Annotated in this window: 14 protein-coding genes, 1 tRNA gene and 1 pseudogene; 5 read left to right on the forward strand and 11 right to left on the reverse strand. The window is 69.0% G+C overall.

The window, feature by feature from the left end; translation table 11 throughout:
• The first annotated feature begins 373 nt into the window (after positions 1–373).
• On the forward strand, positions 374–2,203 hold the full coding sequence (locus OG293_RS05320; RefSeq protein WP_405997598.1) for an AMP-dependent synthetase/ligase: 1,830 nt from the start codon (positions 374–376) through the stop codon (positions 2,201–2,203).
• A 221-nt stretch (positions 2,204–2,424) separates the two neighbouring features.
• Here the strand turns inward: OG293_RS05320 and haaN are convergent, their stop codons facing one another.
• From haaN to OG293_RS05355, 7 genes are all read right to left on the reverse strand, one after another.
• The gene (haaN, locus tag OG293_RS05325; RefSeq protein ID WP_405997599.1) at positions 2,425–2,898 is read right to left on the reverse strand and encodes a cyclophane-containing RiPP N-acetyltransferase HaaN; all 474 of its coding nucleotides are present in this window, start codon (positions 2,896–2,898) and stop codon (positions 2,425–2,427) included.
• A 90-nt stretch (positions 2,899–2,988) separates the two neighbouring features.
• The gene (locus OG293_RS05330; RefSeq protein ID WP_405997600.1) at positions 2,989–4,137 is read right to left on the reverse strand and encodes an FxsB family cyclophane-forming radical SAM/SPASM peptide maturase; all 1,149 of its coding nucleotides are present in this window, start codon (positions 4,135–4,137) and stop codon (positions 2,989–2,991) included.
• Between the two features lie 13 nt (positions 4,138–4,150).
• Positions 4,151–4,342 carry a HaaA family cyclophane-containing RiPP peptide gene (haaA, locus tag OG293_RS05335; protein ID WP_405997601.1) on the reverse strand — a complete coding sequence of 64 codons (192 nt, stop codon included), beginning with the start codon at positions 4,340–4,342 and terminating at the stop codon, positions 4,151–4,153.
• Positions 4,343–4,528: 186 nt separating this feature from the next.
• Entirely contained in the window at positions 4,529–7,303 is a 2,775-nt protein-coding gene (gene haaT / locus OG293_RS05340) for a cyclophane-containing RiPP biosynthesis TPR protein HaaT (RefSeq protein WP_405997602.1), read from the reverse strand.
• Between the two features lie 796 nt (positions 7,304–8,099).
• Entirely contained in the window at positions 8,100–8,411 is a 312-nt protein-coding gene (locus OG293_RS05345) for a hypothetical protein (protein ID WP_099498388.1), read from the reverse strand.
• Between the two features lie 22 nt (positions 8,412–8,433).
• Positions 8,434–9,513: an SEC-C metal-binding domain-containing protein gene (locus OG293_RS05350; protein ID WP_405997603.1), complete on the reverse strand. Its 1,080-nt coding sequence runs from the start codon at positions 9,511–9,513 to the stop codon at positions 8,434–8,436.
• A gap of 243 nt (positions 9,514–9,756) precedes the next feature.
• Positions 9,757–10,929 carry a hypothetical protein gene (locus OG293_RS05355; protein WP_405997604.1) on the reverse strand — a complete coding sequence of 391 codons (1,173 nt, stop codon included), beginning with the start codon at positions 10,927–10,929 and terminating at the stop codon, positions 9,757–9,759.
• Between the two features lie 43 nt (positions 10,930–10,972).
• Between OG293_RS05355 and OG293_RS05360 the strand changes: the two genes are divergently transcribed.
• From OG293_RS05360 to OG293_RS05370, 3 genes are all read left to right on the forward strand, one after another.
• On the forward strand, positions 10,973–12,217 hold the full coding sequence (locus tag OG293_RS05360; protein ID WP_405997605.1) for a hypothetical protein: 1,245 nt from the start codon (positions 10,973–10,975) through the stop codon (positions 12,215–12,217).
• A gap of 169 nt (positions 12,218–12,386) precedes the next feature.
• Positions 12,387–13,085: a UPF0158 family protein gene (locus tag OG293_RS05365; protein ID WP_405997606.1), complete on the forward strand. Its 699-nt coding sequence runs from the start codon at positions 12,387–12,389 to the stop codon at positions 13,083–13,085.
• An 844-nt stretch (positions 13,086–13,929) separates the two neighbouring features.
• Entirely contained in the window at positions 13,930–14,739 is an 810-nt protein-coding gene (locus OG293_RS05370) for a recombinase family protein (RefSeq protein ID WP_405997607.1), read from the forward strand.
• Between the two features lie 119 nt (positions 14,740–14,858).
• Here the strand turns inward: OG293_RS05370 and OG293_RS05375 are convergent.
• Positions 14,859–14,943, reverse strand: a tRNA-Leu gene (locus OG293_RS05375).
• 188 nt (positions 14,944–15,131) lie between these two features.
• Between OG293_RS05375 and OG293_RS05380 the strand changes: the two genes are divergently transcribed.
• Positions 15,132–16,436: a DUF2254 domain-containing protein gene (locus tag OG293_RS05380; protein ID WP_405997608.1), complete on the forward strand. Its 1,305-nt coding sequence runs from the start codon at positions 15,132–15,134 to the stop codon at positions 16,434–16,436.
• A 30-nt stretch (positions 16,437–16,466) separates the two neighbouring features.
• Here OG293_RS05380 and OG293_RS05385 read toward each other — a convergent pair whose 3' ends face one another.
• From OG293_RS05385 to OG293_RS05395, 3 genes and pseudogenes are all read right to left on the reverse strand, one after another.
• Positions 16,467–18,020, reverse strand: a complete 1,554-nt coding sequence (locus OG293_RS05385; protein ID WP_405997609.1) for an aldehyde dehydrogenase family protein — start codon at positions 18,018–18,020, stop codon at positions 16,467–16,469.
• 450 nt (positions 18,021–18,470) lie between these two features.
• A pseudogene (locus OG293_RS05390) lies at positions 18,471–18,838 on the reverse strand (succinate--CoA ligase subunit alpha); the annotation flags it as partial.
• Positions 18,839–18,903: 65 nt separating this feature from the next.
• Entirely contained in the window at positions 18,904–19,968 is a 1,065-nt protein-coding gene (locus tag OG293_RS05395) for a sugar phosphate isomerase/epimerase family protein (protein ID WP_405997610.1), read from the reverse strand.
• Between the last annotated feature and the right edge of the window lie 29 nt (positions 19,969–19,997).

Here is a 19,997-nt window from a genome sequence, read left to right on the forward strand (position 1 = left end):
TCCGCCGCCACGAGGCCTGGGACGTTCTTGCGCCCGGCCCGCAGGTCCCCAGGACGGCTGCCATGGTCTGTCACCTCTCCTGGCCGGCACTCGCCCGACCGGCTCCGCGCTCCCCGCAGCTACTCACGACCTGCCCGGACAGCTCGCCGCATGTCGCGTCTGTCGCCCCTCGCAGGATCCGGCCTTCGACGTGCTGTCGGCTCTGGTCCCCGCATCGGCCCTGATGTGGACGCTCGCCGCCTTCGAGGCGTCGCAGCCCCGGTGGAAGGCCGCTGTGACTCCCGGAAACTAGGCAGGAGTTCGTTCAACAGGTACCTTTCGCTCCCTGGGTTGCACAGCGCGACGCCCCGAACACGGGGAAGGGAGTGGCCGGATGCTGGGAAACGGTCCTCCGTTGCATACCCCACCTGCGTGGTCGGGAAGTCTCGCCGACTCGGTCTACGAGACCGCGGAGCGTGATCCGTCCCTGGTGCAGCTCTCCCTCCGGACAGCCTCGGACCCGGACGACTGGCAGCCGGTGAGCGCGGGGCAGTTCCGTGACGAAGTCCTGGCCGTGGCGAAGGGACTGCTGGCCAACGGCATCCGCTTCGGCGACCGGGTCGCGCTCATGTCCCGCACGCGCTACGAGTGGACCCTGCTTGTGTACGCGCTGTGGTCCGTCGGCGCCGAGGTCGTTCCCGTGTACCCCACCTCGTCCATCGAGCAGGTGCGCTGGATCCTCTCCGATTCCCAGGCGCGGGCCATCGTGGTCGAGCACGAGAACCACGCGATGACCGTGGCCGCGGCCACCGACTCCGAGACGCGGCTGTCCGCGATCTGGCAGATGGACCTGGACTGTGTGGCCTCCCTGCGGGAGCAGGGGCGCCCTGTCGAGGACGAGATGATCCACCGTCACCGCGCCGCGGTGCTGCCGGACCAGGTCGCCGCGATCAGCTACACATCCGGGACCACCGGAACACCCAAGGGATGCCTCGTCACCCATGCCAATCTGGCCGCCGAGTGCGACATCCTGCTCCAGGGGTGGGGCGGGCTCATCGCCGATCCCGGTGTGCAGCCGTCGATCCTCAACTTCCTGCCCGTCGCGCACATCTACGGGCTGATGGTCACGGTCAGCTGCGTGCGCGGCGGGGTCCGCCTCGGCCACCATCCCGATCTGACACCCGAGTCGCTGCTGCCCGCGCTGGTCTCGTTCCGGCCGACGTTCCTCTTCGCGGTCCCGTACATCTTCGAGAAGATCTTCCACAAGGCCCGCCGCACCGCCGAGGAGGCGGGACACACCGCCCTCTTCGACAAGGCGGCGGCCGTCGCGGTGCGCTACGCGGAGGCAGTGGAACACCAGTCCACCGGCAAGGGTCACGGCCCGAGCCCGTCGCTCAAGGTCGTCCACGCCGTCTACGACCGCCTGGTCTACGGCAAGCTCCGTGCCGTGCTGGGCAGCCATGTACGCAACGCCGTGTCCGGCGGGTCGACGCTCCGCAGGGAGCTGGGTCTGTTCTTCGCGGGCGCGGGCGTCACCGTCTACGACTGCTACGGCCTCACGGAGACCTCGGGCGCGATCACGGCCCAACCGCCGGGAGCGGTCAGATTCGGCACGGTGGGCCGGCCGATCCCCGGCTGCTCGGTGCACATCGCGGACGACGGCGAGGTGTGGGTTCGCGGAGACACGGTCTTCGCGGGCTATCTCAACAACCCCAAGGCCACCGAGGCGGTGCTGCGCGACGGCTGGTTCGCCACCGGCGACACGGGCCATCTCGATCACGAGGGCTACCTCGTCATCACCGGGCGCAAGAAGGACATCATCACCACGAGCGGCGGCAAGAGCGTGGCTCCGCTGCCCCTGGAGGAGCAGCTGCGCCACCATCCCCTGATCTCCCAGTGCCTCGTGGTCGGCGACGACCAGCCGTACATCGCCGCGCTGATCACCGTGGACCCGGAGGCACTGGCCCACTGGCAGGCCCTGCGGGGAAAGCCCCAGGCCATCGTGGCGAAGATGACGGACGACGAGGATCTGCGGGCGCAGATCCAGCGGGCGGTGTCACGGGCCAATAGGCGCGTCTCGCGGGCGGAGTCCATCCGGGCGTTCCGCATCCTGCCGAACGAGTTCAGCCTGGACGCGGGCCTGGTGACGCCGACGCTGAAGCTGAGGCGGAGGGCGATCGCGGGGGCGTATGCGGCGGACATCAACGCGTTGTACACGCGGTGAAGGCACATCATGGCCCAGTGGCAACTGCACGTGGCTAGCGCTGGGCAGTGCGCCCACTCCACTCGGAGTACTGATCAGGCCTCTCATGTCGCCGACCCACTCATGCCCCGGAGTCTGGGTCGCCGCGCCGCCGACGGTCGCCAGAGCCACGCAGCACGGGAAGCGAGTCAGACAGCCGCTCCAGCCCTCGGTCGCCGCCGTCGATGTCGCCCTGATTGCATTCAGGCCGAGCCGGTGTCGACCCGATACACAACCTTTCCGTCGAACTCCGCGAACCCGAGGGACCTGTAGAAGTTGCGCGCGTTCGGATTGTCGCGATCCGTCATCCACTCGACCCGACTACAACCCGGGCGCGCTGCGGCAATGGAACGGAGCTCGTTCATGAGGCGGGCCCCAACGCCTTGCCGACGCAGCGTGCTACGGACGTACAGCTCCTTGAGGAAGAGCGAGTGGGATGACCCTGCCGCGGGCCAGAGAAACGAGTAGGCGGCAAGCCCGACGATGTCTCCCGTCTCGTCCTCGACCAGGAGTGCAGACGCAAGCGGCGGAGAACCGAAGAGTGCTTCCTCCACCTGAAGCTGGCGCTCCTCAAGGTGCTGAATCTCGGTCGATCCGTAGAACCGCTCGATCTCCTCGATCAATTCGGCAACGGTACGGATGTCGCCCTTCTCTGCGTGGCGGATCGTCACAGTCATCGGGATGTTCTCCTGTCGCTCGTCGTTCGCTCGCGCCGGTGAGTGGCCAGTGCCCACCACTTCAATCGTCTCAGTGCAGATGGGTCACGGCTATGAGACAGCAGGTGCACTCAGCTTCCAGCCGTGCCGCCGCAGGGAGCCCTGGACGTGCCGGATGAGGTGCTCCAGATCCGCACAGTAGACCGAAGGGTTCTGATATCCGCGGGCAGCACTGAACCGATGCGGGTGATAGCCTCCGCCGCACACGTCCACCAGCGAACACTTCTGACACTCATCAGCGAGAGCGGCCTTTCCGCGCTGCCGGTGCAGAAGCTTTGGATGGCGGATGGCCTGGTCGAACGACTCGATGAAGACATCCAGGCCCAGCCAGGAGGCCCCTTCCTCAACGGAGCGTAGGGTGTCCACGCCCTCGATCGTGCCGTCGGATTCGATCACGACACAGCCCGACGGCGCCAATCCGAGGGTGTCCACTGCGCCGCGCGCGCCGGAGCTGAGGGCAACTATGTCCTCCAGCAGCCGGATGCTGTGCCGGTACTGGGGCCGGGCGAGCCACGCATCGTAGACGCTGCTCATCCACAGTCCGTATTCGGGGCTCGCTGGATCGTTGCGGTGGGGCGGCTCATCGTGGGTTCCGTGCGGCAAGCCGAAGTCGATCACTGGAGGCTCGAACGACGCCAGGTAGTCATGCACTTCAACCGGGTCGTTGGCCAGGTCCACGACCGCCAGCAGACCTGCGAACAGGTTCCGCCTGGAGCGCAGCAGCTCGACGCCCCTTACTGCCGCGGCGGCACTTGACCTGGAAGCATGGGTCAGGCGGTGGCGGTCATTCGCAGCCGGTGGCCCGTCGAGGCTGACTCCCACTGTGACGGTGAACTGCTCGAAGAGGTCGAGCCATGCTTCAGAGATGAGCGTCCCGTTGGTCTGAAGCTCGAAGCGGATCTCCGTGCCAGGTGGAATGCCCTCCTGGAGCGCACGCAACAGGTCCGCCAGGTGACGCGGGCCCGCGAGCAGCGGCTCGCCGCCGTGCAGCACGACATGCACGGTCCGAAGACCATACCTGGTCACATGCTCGGCGATCCTGGCGGCTGCCGCACGCGCCACATCCACACTCATCCGCGGCGGCAAAGCCCGCCACGCTTGGTCCTTCGAGTTGAAGACATAGCAGTAGTCGCAGTCGATATTGCAGCGGTTCGCGACTTTGAGAATGAATGTTCGAAATGGTGTATCGGGCGACGTCATCGAACGGATGCGGCTACAGCGGCCACGGCCAGATGAGCGACGCCGGATGGCCGCCACCGTCAACATTCGACGCCTCTTGCTCAGCCGCCATGCGAAGCTGCACACGAGCGGCGATACGCTCCAAAACCACGGAGTCTTGCGTCGTTTCCGCACCATCGAATGATGCTGCGTCGGGCGGTGTGGGGACGGCCGTGCTCGTCGACATTCAACGCTCCTAGTGTTGTCTGCGCCAAGCATCGGAAGGTTGAAGTCGGCGCGGTTCAAGGGTGGTTGGATCAACTCGCCTATTGGCAACGTAGCAGCCCCGAGCGGTGTTGCGGCACACCGAAAACCGGCCGCTTGGCCTGGTCCGATGCCATAGCCGGACGGTGCACGGTTCGGCTATGGCTCATCACGACTGCGTCAGCAGCAGACGTTCGATCTCCGTGGCCGCCACGGTCGCACCCAACCGCTGATAGACGGCGAGTGCTTCGCGCAGCGACGGCTCGGCGTGACGGCGCCCGTCAAGGATCAGATCGCAGGCACCGATCCCCTCCAGAGCCCTCGCCTCCTCCAGCGGACACCTGATCTCCCGAGCAAGGCGCAATGCTCGGCTGAAGCGCGCGCGACCGGCGGCCGGATCCCCAGAGGTTCGAAGCAGCTTCCCAGAGTGATTCAACACCTCCGCCTCAGCGCACTGATCTCCCAGCTCTCCAAGAATTTCCCAGCTTCGTTCGAATGCAGCTGTGGCCCGCGAGAGATCCCCGGCGTCTGCTCGCGCTGCGCCCAATTCACCGAGTGCGGCGGCCTCTCCACCGCGACTGCCGAGCTCGCGGTAGACGGCGAGAGCCTCCTCTTGCGCGGCGATCGCCTCCGACGGACGACCAGCCAGCCGCGCAAGCACGCCCAGGTACCGAGTGCTATTGGCCCGGCCGAACCGGTCGCCGAGCTCGGTGTAGTACTCGAGCGCCATGGTGTGGGCCTCCCACGCGCCTGTTTCATCGCCGGTCAGTCGGCGAACGACGCCCATCTCGTTGAGTGCGTAGGCCTGGTGGACCCTGTCGTCCAGTTCCCTGTAGATGTCGAAGGCCGCACTGTGACGCTGCCCGGCCAAGGCGTACTCCCCCATGAGGCAGTGGACTACGCCGAGGTCCCGCAGCGCATTGGCTTCGCCGTAGCGATCGCCAAGCTCCCGGTAGATCGCCAGTGCCTCTGTCTGTGATTCCACCGCCGCGTCGAGCCTGCTGGTCTGCCGACGGACCATGCCGAGGTCCGCGAGCGCATTGGCCTGTCCGAGCCGGTCGTCCAGGTCACGGTAGAGCGCGAGGGCCTGTGTCTGTGCCTGAGCAGACGCCGCGTTGTCCGCCGTCATGTACCACACGATGCCTACCTGGTTGAGAGCATTGGCCTTGCCACGCAGGTCACCGACGGCGTCGTAGTGCCGTACCGCCTCGTTCAGCGTCCGGCCCGCTTCGGCATAGTTGGCCATGAAGCGGCGCACGACGCCGAGTTCGGCCAGCGCGTCGGCCAACGCCTGCCGGTCTCCGGTTCGTTGGGCTGCTTCCGCAGCGGCACGGTGGAGGCTGACTGCCTGGTCCCAGGGGCCTGCCTGTCGCAGAAACGGAGCCATGGCCGCGGCGAGGCGGATGACCAGAGAATGCAATGCCAGGCTGTTCGCCCGCTCGATGCAGGCCAGCACATTAGGGCGTTCGTCCTCCAGCCAACCCAGGGCGACGGTTCGCGTTGCGAGGGGCGGTAGATCAACATTCGTTGGCACGGTCGGGTCAGAGGGGTCCACCGTAGGGGGAGCGACAGCACCGCCACGGGCCAAGTGACTGTTCGCATTGGCGAGGGCCGTCAGATAATAGCTGCACACGCGCTGGACGGCTTGAGCGTGATCCATACCATGTCCCTCGTCGGTGAGACCTCGGGCGTAGTCGCGCAGCAGGTCATGGAGCCGATAGCGACCCCCAGGATGCTCGTCGATCAGGTGGTCGTCATAGAGCTCGTCGAGATGCCGACGTGCCTCCGACACCGAGACACCGTCGACTGCCGCGCCGATGTATGCGTCAATGTCCGTGCCCGGGTACAGGCCGAGCCGCCGGAAGAACTGCTGCCGCCTCGGCGGCAGGTCTCGGTAGGAGAGGTCGAACGTCGCGGCCACCGCGCGTTCCCCGGCGCGCATTTCTCCCAGCCGATCCCGTGCCGCCAGCAGCCGCCCTCGCAGGTCCTCTGCGGTCCAGGAGGGATGGTGTCGCAGCCGGGCGGCGAGCAGTGATACCCCGAGCGGCAAGTTGCCGCAAAGCTGCACCAGATCCTCCAGTACCGCCCGATCGTAACTACCCGCCGGCCGTCTGCTGAGCAGCGTGAACAGCGAGATCGCGTGATCTTGCGGCAGAGCCTCCACCGGCAGGACCACCTCCTCGTGGCCCGCCAGCCGCTTGCGACTGGTCACAAGGACCAGGCAGCCGTTTCCCCCGGGCAACAGCGGCTCCAACTGCAGGTAGCTGGCGGCGTTGTCGAGGATGAGCAACGCCTTCTTGCCAGCCAGTCGGCTCCTCCACATGGCAGCCCGTGCCTGAGTGACCACCCCTGCGTCATCTCCGACCGGAATCCGCTGCGCGGGCACGCCGGTCGCGGCTAACAGCGAGGCCAGTGCGTCGGCCGCCTGCACCGGGTGCCGCCCGGGCGTGTACCCGTTCAAGTTCACGAAGAGCTGCCCGTCCGGAAACCGCTCCGCGAGCACATGCCCGGCATGCACCGCGAACGTCGTCTTCCCAACCCCGGGCATCCCGTCGATCACATGGACCGGCAATGACTCCCCGTTCTCTTGGCACGCTTCAACCGAACTCGTCAACCGCTCCAGCTCAGCGTGACGGTTGGTGAACGCCCCGGTGTCTCGTGGCAAGGAGCGCAGCACCAAGGCTGCACCTGGCGGTCCGGACTCATCATCCGGCCGGACGAGCGGCTCCGGACGGTCTCCCGGCGTCGCGCCGTCCGCCAATGCGGCGAGCAGTGCCGTCAAACCGACCAATACCGCGCCCAGGAAGATAAACGACAACCAGGGATGCCGCTGCATCCAGCCGAGCCAGGAGGGCCAATGCGACTGCTCTGAAACTGCGTTCGTGACGAGCCCCACCAGCATCGTCGTAGCCGCGCCACCACCGGCGATGACGGCAATCGCCAAGCCACGCCGCATCCTCATGAGCAGGCCCTCGCCCTGCCCCCGACCTTCCTGCCGTTCGCAGTGCGGGCATGCACTTGCAGCGGCGACTCGGGCGCCTGACCTAATCGCTGCCATCGTTGTGGCAATCGACGCACAAGATCGATCTCCGCCTCGGCAAGGCGACCACAGGCCTCCATCTCGCGATCCTTCGTATGGAGCAGCGCAGGCGGAACCGACCTGGACACGCAGACAACCCCCGAGATCGACATGCAACCAGCCAAGCGCATCAGGCGTACCGGCGGCCAGTCAAGGACAGCACTCGCCAATCGACGCCGATTCGCCGGCTCGGGTGCCGGGAGTGCGGCTCAGCTCCTCAAAGGTGCGCACCGCAGGGCGGCAACCGCTTGCTTGGGCTACCAACAAAGCGAAATACCCGTTGCCTCCCGCCCCTGCTCGGAGCCAGCAAGAGCGCCACAGTCACTCCACACCACGGGGCGTCACCAGGCGACCAGGCTGGCTGGGCTATTGGTCACCCACCTGGGTTACGCCCACGGAAACGCAAAAGACCCCAGATGAACTGGGGTCTCGCTGGTGTCCGAGGGGGGATCGATACCGGGAGCCCACGGAATGCGTGTCTCACCGCGGTACTTGAGCTATCGGTGTAGGGCAGATACCACTCAGCGTATTGAACTTGGACGCCGGTCGACATCCCTCACAGGGGTGGCGCTCTCTGGTCCCGGCCTTATCGAGGGGCAGGGGCCCTGTCGATTCCGGAGCACGAATCCCTCCCTCTTCGGGACGCTTTCACCGAAGGGCTTCACAGGGCCCAGTGGCGGAAAGCTTCGATCCATTCGGCGCCCTCGGGCGGAGGGTCGGGCAGCGGGAGGTCTCGCAGACCTATGGGTTGGAGGATCCGTCCGCGGCGGCAGATCGCTACCACTCCGCTGCCTGGTCGCAGGTCGATCTCCTCGACGATGACGTCGACACCCAACACTTCGGTGGTGAAGGGCACGGTAACGCGGTCGCTGAGCACGGCATGGAAGCCGACCAGCTCTTCGTCCTCGCCGTAGGCGTCAACGAGCGCCTCGGCGATCATGGCGTCGAGGTCCTGGTCCGACAGACCCTCCACTGTGTGGTCCTTCCCTGCGAGATCAGTTCCTGACCGGGGCGCCGCAGCACTTCTTGTATTTTCGGCCCGAGTCGCACCAGCATGGCCCGTTCCGCGGCGGGGGCCACGCCAGCGACTTGTCCGGGTGGGCGCGCACCACATGCCTGCTGAACGCGCGGCGGGTGTCCGGGGTGTCGGCATCGCGCCCTTCGCGGACGGCGAACTCCTCGTACGCGGCCAAGGTGGCGCTGACGATGTGCACCCGGGCGGCGCCGGCCTCCGCGTAGGTGCGCGCGTCGGTCTGCAGCCGCTGTGCGTAGGCGGTGTAGTCGTCCCCGTAGGAGTCGGTCGACTCGGGCCAGCGGGTGCGTACGGCGGCGAAGTCCTCGCGTACCCAGCGCAGCACGATCCCGTCGAAGGCCGCTGTGTCCTCGGGCACCTCCACCGGCTTCCCCGACGGCAGCCCACTCAGTGCCCGGTCCAACTCTTCCCCGAATTCCCGTAGTTCGGCGTCAGTCTCGGCTTCGGCGGCCAGGTCGTCGTCGGTCGGCTCCAGACCGAGGTCCCGGCGCAGGAGAGCCCGGCTGATGCGCAGCTCGCGGCGCAGTCGGGCGGCCTCGCCGCCACCGGTCCCCTTGTTCTCCCGCGCTGCGGGGTGTGCCAGGGCGGCCAGACACCAGTCAAGGGCCCGTTCGGACCTGCCGATCTCCCCAAGCATGTCGACCATGTCGTCGAAGACCTGCAGGTCGGCCACGGCCTCATCGGGCTGCTCGGTCAGCTCCTCGCGTAGGGCTTGCTCGGCCTGTTCGGCGTCCCGCTCGCGGTCCTGCGCGTAGAGCGTCTCCACCACCCCGACCTGCGCCTGTCGGCCGGCCGCGCCGCTGAGTTTCGTCGCCCGAGTGAACAGCTCCAGCGCCTTTGCGTCGTCGCCGTCCTGGTGCTGCTTGCCGCGGGCGGTCAACCATCCGGCGTGCACCAGGGCGCGGTCCTGGTCCGGATCCCCGGGGTGCTCGTCGGCCCACTGTTCACACTGCGCCGCCGTCGGCTGCCTGCCCACCGTCGCGAGGAACTGCTCGTACGGGGAGTCGACGGCTCGGATAGGCGAAGGGGATGCGCTGCTCATACCGCGACCCTACCGAGGACCGGCAGCCCAACTCCCCTTTCGTTTACGGTCCTGACACCGGGACGGGCCATGTGGTATCGACGGCCGACATCGCCGCGCTGCGGTCGGGCTGCGCCTGGACGTGCCGCACGCGCCCGCCTCTGGCCGTCCCCAACTCCGTGCCGAAGCCGCCCGGCCTAGTGGGTGGCTTCGGCGCACACCCATGTATGAAGGCGCCTTGGCTCGGCTCGCCCGGCCGGACGGTCAGGGGTTGGGGAAGCCCAGGGCGTCGAATCGGCGCATGAGCGAGGGCTTTCCTCGGTGGGCGGTGCGCAGTTCGCCGGATCTATGGTCGAAGTCGGCGGCGCTGCCCTGACGTGCGTGGAGTGCGCGCAGGTCGCTGAGCAGCGCGACGGCCTGGTCGTAGGCGGCCGGTTTGCGCTGGGCGATGAGGTCGTCGACGGAGCGCCAGACGGTCGCCTGGTCGCGGGCCAAGTGGTCCAGGCGCGCGTCGCGGGCCTCGGCGACTGCCCGTACTCGCGCTTGCTCCGCCGCCCCGCGTGCGGCCCGCTCCCGCTGGGCGCGCACGGTGCGGTGGCGGTGGGCCGCGTCCAGGAGCTGGGCCGCGCTGCGGCGTACCCCGGGGCCGCCCTCGCTGGTGCGTAGGGATTGCCGGAAGCGGGCCAGGAGTCCGGGGCCGAGCTGGGGGGCTGTGCCGAGGGCTGCCTGGAGCAGCAGGGTGTCCTTCTCGGGCGCCGGAAGTCCGGCGATGAAGGCGGCGAGCCTGTCCGGGGCGGCCGCCGACTCGGTGGCCGGAGCGCTGTCGGACGCTGCGACGGCGAGCAGGTCCTGCGGGACGCGCAGGAAGTCCGCGAGGGCCCGCTGCGGCCCGGTCAGCTCGGCCAGCCCGGCGGGGACGGATGGCTCCGTTTCGCGCTGGTACTCCTCTTCGTCATCGTCCGCGAGCTCCCAGACGGCGACGGCGGCCAGCCAGCCCAGGTACAACGGGCGAAGGTCCCCAGCCGCGAGCTCGGCGCGGAGCCCGGCGAACGAGGCGAGCTCGAAGGAGGTCTCGAAATCCCACTCGCCGCCGTCCTCGGCGCTCAGGGAGAAGTCCAGCAGGGTATGGCCGCCGCGCGTCCACACCGCGAGTGTCTCCTGAAGCGCGTAGCCCTGCGCGGTCTTGGCCGGGAGCACGGAGGCGGGAATACGCAGCAGAAGACGGCGGCTGCCCCAGTTCGCGTAGTACAGGTGGGCGTCGTAAAGCTGCTCCACGAGCTTGGTGGAATCGCCGTGGAAGTCACCCCAGTGATATTCGTTGACGAAGCTGGTGGAGGTGATCCGGGCCCGCGTAGACAGCGCTCTTACCTGGGCGATCTCGGCGTCGGTCAGCGGGCGGTCGACGGCCAGGAACTCGTAGTACTGGTACTCGCTCACGGCCCGGCAGCCTACCTGCGCGGCGGTCTGATGGGATGTCCGGATGAGCGAGGTTGAGGAGCTGGCCGGGCTGGTGGACGGGCTGCGCCGGGACAGGCGCCGCGGCCCCTACGCCGGGCACGGCGAATACCTGGATGCGGCCTGGGCCGTCCACGAAGCGGCCGAGCGGCTGCTGGACGGCGGGCTGGCGGACCAGGCGGCGCCGAAACTGCGCACCGCGGTGGACCGTGTGGCGAAGGCGTTGATGTACCTGGATGACTCCGGCGGCACTATGGGCGACGCGTTGCGTGCGTTGACGGTCCTCTACGCCAAGGCCGTCTGTGCTGCGCCGCCGAGGCGTCCGCAGACGTTGGCCACGTGGATCGACAAGACCACGTTCGACCGGCCCGGCTGGCCCGACCTCCAGCTGGCGGATTTCGCTGCCGGCCTCGGGCCGGTCGGACTGGCGCACCTCGCTGACCTGGTCGAAGATCGGGCGTCCGGCCTTACCGATGAGGACCGGTACGGGGCCGCTTTGCACATTCAGGATCTGCGTGAACAGCTGGCCGCGAACGTCGGCGACACGGACCGGTACATCTGTGTGGTGGCGCGCGACCTGCGCACCCCGGGCCAGTATCTGAAGATCACCGAGGCGCTGCGGGACGCTGCCCGCACCGAGGAGGCGACCGTCTGGGCGCGCCGCGGTCTGGCCGCCCACCCCACCAGCCCTTACCTGCCGCCGCTGCGCGATGCCCTGGTGGACCTGCTCACACGGGCGGGCAACGAACAGGAGGTTCTCGCCGTGCGCCGCGCGGCCTTCGAGCGCACCCCCGTACACGCGGTCTTCCATCCGCTGCAAGCCACCGCCACCCGCATCGGAAGTCCACAGACCATTCAGTGGGCGCTCGGCCTGCTGCGAGAACGCCTGCCGGCCCACCCCGCCGGCGCCCGGGAACTGATCTTGTGCCTGCAAGAGACCGGACAGCACGATGATGCCTGGCAGGTAGCCGTCGACCACCTTGACGACCTGGGTAAGTACCTGCTCCAGGACCTGATCGAACAACGGCGCACGACGCACCCGGCCGACGTGACCGGCCCCTACCGGCGCTTGATCGCCGGGTATCTGGCGGAGACCGGCAATAAGTACCGCTACCAGTACGCGGTACTCCACCTCAAGGCGCTGCGTGCGCTCCACCAACAGCTCGGCACCCCAGGCGAGTTCGCCGACTACCTGCACGCCCTGTGTGCCGAGCACAAACGTAAGACCAGCTTCCTCGCCCAGCTGGACAAGGCCGGACTCGGCGGTTGACGGCTGGTACGCGAACGTCGGCGGGCTGCGGGTGCGGCGGCCGGACACGGATCAGCCAACCGCGCCACGGCGTCGTGCCGTGATGACACCTGCCACCACTGGTGCGCGGGCCAACCTGCGCGGCACTCCCTGCGTTCGCCTGCCAGCCGGGGAGACTATGGTCAACGCCATGGCCCAGGGGTGGAGCGAGGACGATGTGCGGGCAGTGCGCACCGCGATCCACAGCGCGGACGGGTCGGCGCTGCTCACAGCGTTGCGGAGCCGACCGACGCGGGCGGTGCTGCAGTTGGCCGGCGACGGCGTTGCGGCCGCGGCCGCCCGACGGGTGCCGGGCGCGGACGCGGTGGCGGCCGAGTTCCTCGAACACCTCACCGCCCGCGGCTGGGACGGCGACGCGGAACTGGCCGACCGGCTGCGCGGTTCCGCCGAGGGGGGCCCGGCACCGCTGTTGCGCCCGCTGCCCGTGGACCTGGAGGAACTCGCCACGCTGCTGGGAGGCGACCTGATGTATGGCGGCGGCCATCTCGACCTGACCACCGGCGACTGCTACCCGCAGGCGATCGAATGGCTCGAAGGCGAAGCAGACGCACGGGAGGATGACCCCGACCGCTGGCTGTACGTGCCCTGCCACGGCTCCCGACCGGGCTACCGGGACATGGAGCTCTTCATCAAAACACTCGACGATGACGATCTCGCCGAACGGCTGCGCACAGCCATCACCGGCCGGGGCGCCTTCCGCCGCTTCAAAGATGTCTTGGCGTCAGGCGACCAGGCATGGCGCGACTATCACCGGCTGAGTGACGAGCGGCAGCGCGGCCGGGCCCGTGCCTGGCTGGCCGACCAGGGCTACTGCCCACGACTGCCTTAGGAAGCCGAACCAGCCTCCCCCGGCTCCCTGACGCCTCCCCGGCCCCGCTCCTGAACTGAAGCGAACACCTCGGATGCGCCAGTGCGCTGGTTGTGCTCCCGCACCCCAACGGGCATCCCAGCCACAGGCGAAGCCATCCCGGACGAGACGCGCGGCCGCACCCGCTCTCCGTCAGGGCCGACCGAGCCCGACCGGCGGCCTCGTACGCGGGAGGTGAGACGAATGGCGGGGCGAACTCCCGCTCTCGACACCGATCAAAGCGTCGGGCGATCCGGCATGCTGGCCACCTGGGCGAGTGAGACCGCCCGGCCCTCACCCGGCTCCGAACCCGGTGCGCCTGACGGGCTGCGCTTCGCGTTCTACGGCCGGGTGTCCACCGAGGACCATCAGGATCCGGAGACATCCCGGGGATGGCAGCTGCTCCGCGCACAGGCGATCACCTCCGGGTACGGGCGGGTGACGGCCGAGTTCTTCGACGTCGGGTACAGCCGCGTCCTGCCCTGGACCCGCCGTCCGCGGGCCGCCGCGCTCGTGGCCGCCCTGGCCGATCCCGACCGCGGCTTCGACGCCATCGTCATCGGCTCCAGCGAGCGCGCCTTCTACGGCAACCAATTCGCCGCACTGGCGCCCTTGTTCGAGCACTACCGGATACCGGTGTGGATCCCAGAGCTGGGCGGACCCCTCGACCCCAAGATCCTCGCCCAGGAAGAGCTGATGGTCCTGCTGGGCATCCTCTCCAAGCGCGAGATCGCCCGCACCCGCATCCGGGTACGCACTGCCATGACCGTCCAAGCCCGCGACCAGGGCCGCCCTCGGCGGACGCCCACCGTACGGATACCGGCTGGTGGACGCCGGCCCGCACCCCAACCGGGCCCTGGCCCGCCGCGGTGTCCGCCTCCAGCGCCTCGACCCCCACTCCGAGTACGCCCCCATTGTGAAATGGATCTTCGCCCAGCGTCTGGCCGGACACAGCACGTCCCGCATCGCCCGCGCCCTGAACGACGCGGGCATCCCCTGCCCGTCCGCCGCCGACCCTCAGCGCAACCCGCACCGCACCCACCGCCAGTGGACCCTCACCACCGTGCGCGCGATCTTGAGCAACCCCCGCTACACCGGCCGCCAGGTCTGGAACCGCCAGCGCACCGACCACGTCTTGCTCGACCCGGACAACACCACCCTCGGGGACCGTGACGTGATGCGCTGGAACCCCCGCGACGAGTGGGTCATCTCCCGCCAACTCGCCCACCCGGCGCTGGTGAACGAGACGGAGTTCGTCCGGGCCCAGTCCATCCGCGCCACCGTCCAGACGCCCGGGCACACCTACCGGCTGGCCGGCCTGCTCACCTGCGGGATCTGCGAACGGCGGATGGAGTCCTGCTGGGCCCACCAGCATCCCGCCTACCGGTGCCGCCACGGCCACTCCAGCACCACTCCACCGGACACCACCCGGCCACGCAACGCCTACGTCCGCGAGGATCGGGTCTGGGCGGCCCTGCCCGCCCTGCACTTGCGCACCACCGGAGCCCCGACAGCACCGCCCGCCGAAGCAGCAGCCACATATCTGCGCGAGCACCAGATCGGGCTCCTCTTCGACCCGGCGGCCCGGACCATCACCGCCCAAACCCCCGGAAAGGAGCGCATACACCTCGCCTGACCAGGCAGAGCTCCACGCGAGAACGGAGGCAGACAGCGAAAAGCACCCGCCCCGGCCTCAGGCCGAGATCGGGTGCCGATCGACGCTGCCCGGAAAACAGGCCGCGTGTACAGAAGGTGTGTCCGAGGGGGGACTTGAACCCCCACGCCCGATAAAGGGCACTAGCACCTCAAGCTAGCGCGTCTGCCATTCCGCCACCCGGACCGGTGGTCGGCCCCGGTTTCCCGTGGCGACATGGACAACAATACCAGGGGTTTGAGGTGGCTTTCACCTGCATATCCGGTGGTCAGTGCGGTGCCGCGGACGCGATCAAGGTCCGCCCGCGGTCGCGACCCGCCCTGGACACCCTCCGCATCCACATCGATACGCATGGTGACGCTACGGTCAGGCGGGTGAGTGATCGCACCTATCGACCGCCCCATCTGCTCTCGCCACTGCGCGAGCATCTGCGGGACACCTTCTGGTTCGCGCCGACCGCCGGGCTGGTCTGTGTCTTCGCCCTCTGGCTGGCGTCCGCCACCCTCGACGCCAAGATCATCGAGTACCTCCAGGACGAGCAGGCGTACGAGGAACTCGCCAGTCTCGTCAAGTTCGCCGAGGACGCCAAACTGATCGTGACGACGATCAGCTCGGCGATGATGACCTTCATCGGTGTCGTCTTCAGCATCTCGCTGGTCGCCGTGCAGATGGCGAGCGGGAACCTCAGCCCCCGGGTGGTGCGGATCTTCGTACGGAGCCGGATCAGCAAGATGACGCTGACGGTGTTCCTGGGGACGTTTCTGTTCTCGATGCTGGTGCTGACCTCGTACGAGAGCCAGACCGATCCGAAGAAGATCACCTCTGTGCCCCTGTTGCAGAGCACGCTGACCATGCTGCTCCTCGCACTGAGCCTGCTGCTCTTCATCGCCTACGTGTCGTCCACGCTGCGTCTGATGCAGGTCGGGCCGGTGGTGGACCGGATCGCGCGGGAGTCGTTCCATGTACTGGCCCGGCAGCCGGCCGGTGAGGCGGACCCGGCGCCGCTTCCGGCGCAGAGCGCGTGGATTCCGTACAACGGGCGGGCCGGGGTGCTACGGGACGTGAATGTCGCGCGGCTGGTGCGGGTGGCGCGGCGGCAGGGGGTCGTGCTGAGGCTGATCCCGCGGATCGGGGACTTCGTCGTGCCCGGGACGCCGATGCTGGCCGTGCACGGGCCGGGTGAGCTGTCGCGGCAGTCGCTCGGCTACAGCGTGCACGTGGGGGTGGAGCGGACCTCGCACCAGGATCTCTCGTTCGGGCTGCGGCAGTTGTCGGACATCGCGCTGCGCGCGCTGTCGGCAGCCGTGAACGATCCGACGACTGCCGTGCAGTGCCTGGACCGGATCGTGCAGTTCCTGACGGCGGTGGCGAGGAAGCCACTCGGCGTTCTGCACCACCGCGACCACAGGGGCGTGGTCCGGCTGGTGCAGGACGTGCCGGGGTGGACGGATCTCGTGGATCTCGCCTTCGCCGAGGTGCGGCTGCATGTCGTAGGCAACCCGCAGGTCAGCCGACGCCTGATGGCGGGCATCGACGATCTGCTGCTGATCACGCCCGAGGAACGGAGGGAACCGCTGCTCAGACATCGCGCGTTGCTGGCCGAAACGGTGGCGCGGACCGCGCCCGAGGCGGCCGAGCGGGAGTTCGCGCTCCTGCCCGACCGCCAGGGGATCGGCTGAGGTGCCCCTGTGTCCCAAGGCGCGAGGGCGTCACGGCATCAGGTGATAGTCCGGGAAGTTGCCGGGCAGCCTCTCCCCCGCCGGGCCGTCGGTCACGGCGCGGACCAGCAGTTCGCCGCCGACGAAGGCACCCCGCCAGGACGCCCCGAAGCCGCCGAAGAGTTCGTCGCGGTCACCGCGCGAACGCGGCTTGCCGTGGCCGACCTTGAAGGCACGGATCTGCGGCGCCAGACGCTCGTACGTCTGCGGGTCGTCCGTCGACAGGGTCGCGACGAGCGCGCCGTTGGAGGCGTTCATGGCGGCGAGCAGCTCCGCCTCCGTGTCGACCAGGACGATGGTGTCGACCGGGCCGAACGGCTCCGCGTGGTGCAGGGGCGAGGACGGCGGCGGGTTCAGGAGCGTCACCGGCGGCAGATACGCCGAGGTGTCCTGGCCCGGCAGGAAGGAACCCTCGGCGAGCGTGCCCCGGTGCAGGGGCACGGCGCCGCGGTCGATGGCTTCGGCGACGTGGTCTCCCAGTTCCTTGGCCTTCGCCGCGTTGATGAGCGGACCGAAGTCCAGGGAGGGCAGGGGGTCTGAGGGGTCTTCGACCGCGAGCGGATGTCCCGCGCGGATGGAGCGTACGGCGGGGAGGTAGGCCGCGAGGAAGTCGGCGAACAGTTCGCGCTGGACCACGAAGCGCGGGTAGGCGGTGCAGCGCTGCTTGCCGTAGTCGAACAGCTTCGGGATCACCGCGGTGAGCGAGTCCCAGTCGCTGACGTTCCACAGGCCCCAGGTGTTGAGTCCCTCCTGCTCCAGGATGTGCCGCTTGCCGAGGTCGGCGACCGCGGTGGCGATGCGGGCCCCCGTGTCACGGCCGCCGACGAACGAGACACAGCCGATCTCCGGGGAGCGGACCAGCGCCGCGGAGAGCTGGCCGCCGCTGCCGCTGACAAGGGTGATCGGGATCCCCTCGCGGGCGGCGAGTGCGCAGGCCAGGGTGAGGCAGGCGACGCCGCCGTCGGTCGGGGTCTTGGCGATGACCGCGTTGCCGGCCAGGGCCTGTACCAGCATGGCGTGGACCAGCACGGACATCGGGTAGTTCCAGCTGGCGATGTTGGAGACCGGTCCGGGGAGCGCGGTGCGTCCGCGCAGCATCGGCTCGATGCCCTCGACATACCAGCGCACTCCGTCGATCGCACGGTCGACATCGGCCTGGGCGAGCCGCCACGGCTTGCCGATCTCCCAGACGAGCAGCAGGGCGAGCAGTTCGCGGTGCTCGGTGAGGGCGTCGAGCGCGGCTCCGGCCCGGGCCCGGCGCTCGTCGAGCGGAACGTGCCGCCACGCGCGGTGCTGGTCGAGCGAAGCGCGTACCGCGTGCCGGGCGGTGTCCGCGTCCAGGCGCGGCGGGCCCGCGATGGGGCTGCCGTCGACGGGGCTGGTGGCGGGCAGGGCGCTGCCGTCGGCCTGCCACGACGCCGACCAGAGATTCAGTACGCGCTCGTCCCTGAACGCCTCGGGGGCGACGGCGAGAGCGCGCTGCCAGGCGTCGGACCAGGCCGTGCCGGGCTTGAGGAGGGTGGGTGCGGTCGGGGTGGGTGCCATGAGGGTGGTCTCCGCTCGAAAGGGGGCGGGAGGGGCCGGACGGTGGGCCGTAGGGGGTGGCACGCACTCGGCGTCAGTGATCGGTGACTCCAACGGCACCACGGGCGGTGCGAACGCGTCAACGCGACCGCGTCACGACGTCAGCGCGATGTCAGCGGGGCGGGGCGCAGCTCAGCGGCCGGGCGGCCGGGTCCACGGGGCTTCGGCTCGGCCGCGCGGACACGGACCCACAGGGGCTCGCCGCGCGGACCCGGCCCCGCAGCGCCCGGCCACGCAGGTCATCGGCCGACGCCACGCGGCCACAGCCGCGCCACGGCCGCCTGACTTCCACTCTGCCGCGCAGCCGCGCCTGAAGCACGTCGGCACGGACACCCGGCCCCGCCGGTGGTACCGCAGCGTGACTGCGCCAAGCGGTCGAGGACGAGCCGAGAGGCCTGGAGGGCGGGCCCCTCCGACGCGTACGCCTGCCGCTTCCAGTGCCTGCTTCCTCGTGTCCGCGGTGCCGGTGGACTCCAGGACGACGGCGTCGGTGTGGCCCGTCGCCCTGCCTTCCGGTGCGGTGAAGCCCGCGATGTATCGGACGGGCGGCGGTGAGGTGCTCGGCGATGTACGCCGCGGCGCGCTCCTCGGCATCACCTCCGATCTCCGGATGGGCACTGTGAGTTCGGTGTCCGAGTCCTGCTCGAAGCGGTGGGGCGGTCGATGTGGGTGGTGCCGAGGACCGGGTCGCCGCCGATGCCTACGGCGGACGGGAAACCTATCTCCCCCAGCTCGGAGATGAGTTGACAGGCGAGCGTGCCCGGCTCGGGGACGAGTCCGGTTCCCATTCCTGAAGTGACGGACGGGCCGCCCCGCGGCGGGGGCGGCCCGTCGCTCTCCGTCCTCAGCAGCCCTTCTCGCGCAGCGCGTGGAGATGCTCACTGGACTTGCGGGCGAACCCGAACGACTCGACGGGGTTGTCGTGTTCCGTCTGCCAGTGGTGGTCGCGGTAACCGCCGTGGGTCTTGTTCACGGACGAGATGAAGCGCTTGTAGTCGATGTCACCGTCCCCGACGTCCACCATCCGGTAGCCGTCGCGGGCAGCCTCGTCACGGACGCCGTCCTTGACGTGGAAGAGCGGATAGCGGTGGGGCTGCTCGAGGACATAGCGCAGCGGGTCGAAGGGAGCGGGCGTGCCGTCGACCCGCTTGCCGAAGCGGAACTGGCCCACGTACGCCCAGTAGATGTCCATCTCGAGATGGACCAGATCGGGGTCGGTCTCGGCGAGCAGCACGTCGTAGAGGCGGACGTTCGGCTCGTCGGTGGCGAAGGAGAACTCCTCGGCATGGTTGTGCTGGTAGAACTTCATGCCGCGCCTGCGGGCCGCGGCACCATAGGTGTTGAACTCCTCGGCGGCCCGCTTCCATCCATCCACCGTGGAGCCGTAGCGGAAGGGTCCCGATGCGGTGCCTATGTGCCCAAGGCCCAGTGCCTGGGCGTCGTCGAGGACTCTGTCGAGGTTCTGCGCGAAGGTGTATGCGTTCGGGTCGCTGGAGTAGTAGCCGACATGGCTGCCGATCGGGCGCAGGCCATGGTCGTGGGCGAGCTGTTTCAGCCGGGGGAGCGTGATGGGGCCCGCGGAGCCCTGGGTGTAGCCGGCGAACTCGATCTCGTCGTATCCGTAGCGCTCCAGCTCCGCGAAGACCGCGGCGAAGCCGAGGGTGGAGACCTTGTCGCGCAGGGAGTAGAGCTGGGTGCCGAGGCGGCCGGGGGGAAGGACGGGGCGGCCTCGGCCCTGGCTCCCGGCCGCGGTGCCGGAGGCGGCGGCTCTCGGGGCGGCTGCCGAGGCGGGGCCGGCGGCCGCGCCGATGAGCGCCGCGGCGGTGGCGCCCGCGGCGACGCCGAGCATGCCGCGTCTGCTGAGCCTGTGGGCGAGCTCGGGGTCGCTGAGCTTGGTCGTGCGGCGCATGTGGACAACCTCTCGTTGAGGCGTGCTGA

It is taken from the genome of Streptomyces sp. NBC_00829, from assembly GCF_045161795.1.
Taxonomy (GTDB): Bacteria; Actinomycetota; Actinomycetes; order Streptomycetales; family Streptomycetaceae; genus Streptomyces.

What these genes read in the sequence shown, in the direction of transcription:
- haaA (WP_405997601.1), bottom strand. Translation starts at nt 4,342, where the DNA reads ATGTCGACGAGCACGGCCGTCCCCACACCGCCCGACGCAGCATCATTC.
- OG293_RS05360 (WP_405997605.1), top strand. Translation starts at nt 10,973, where the DNA reads ATGAGCGAGGTTGAGGAGCTGGCCGGGCTGGTGGACGGGCTGCGCCGG.
- OG293_RS05330 (WP_405997600.1), bottom strand. Translation starts at nt 4,137, where the DNA reads ATGACGTCGCCCGATACACCATTTCGAACATTCATTCTCAAAGTCGCG.
- OG293_RS05385 (WP_405997609.1), bottom strand. Translation starts at nt 18,020, where the DNA reads ATGGCACCCACCCCGACCGCACCCACCCTCCTCAAGCCCGGCACGGCC.
- OG293_RS05350 (WP_405997603.1), bottom strand. Translation starts at nt 9,513, where the DNA reads ATGAGCAGCGCATCCCCTTCGCCTATCCGAGCCGTCGACTCCCCGTAC.
- OG293_RS05320 (WP_405997598.1), top strand. Translation starts at nt 374, where the DNA reads ATGCTGGGAAACGGTCCTCCGTTGCATACCCCACCTGCGTGGTCGGGA.
- haaN (WP_405997599.1), bottom strand. Translation starts at nt 2,898, where the DNA reads ATGACTGTGACGATCCGCCACGCAGAGAAGGGCGACATCCGTACCGTT.
- OG293_RS05365 (WP_405997606.1), top strand. Translation starts at nt 12,387, where the DNA reads ATGGCCCAGGGGTGGAGCGAGGACGATGTGCGGGCAGTGCGCACCGCG.
- OG293_RS05395 (WP_405997610.1), bottom strand. Translation starts at nt 19,968, where the DNA reads ATGCGCCGCACGACCAAGCTCAGCGACCCCGAGCTCGCCCACAGGCTC.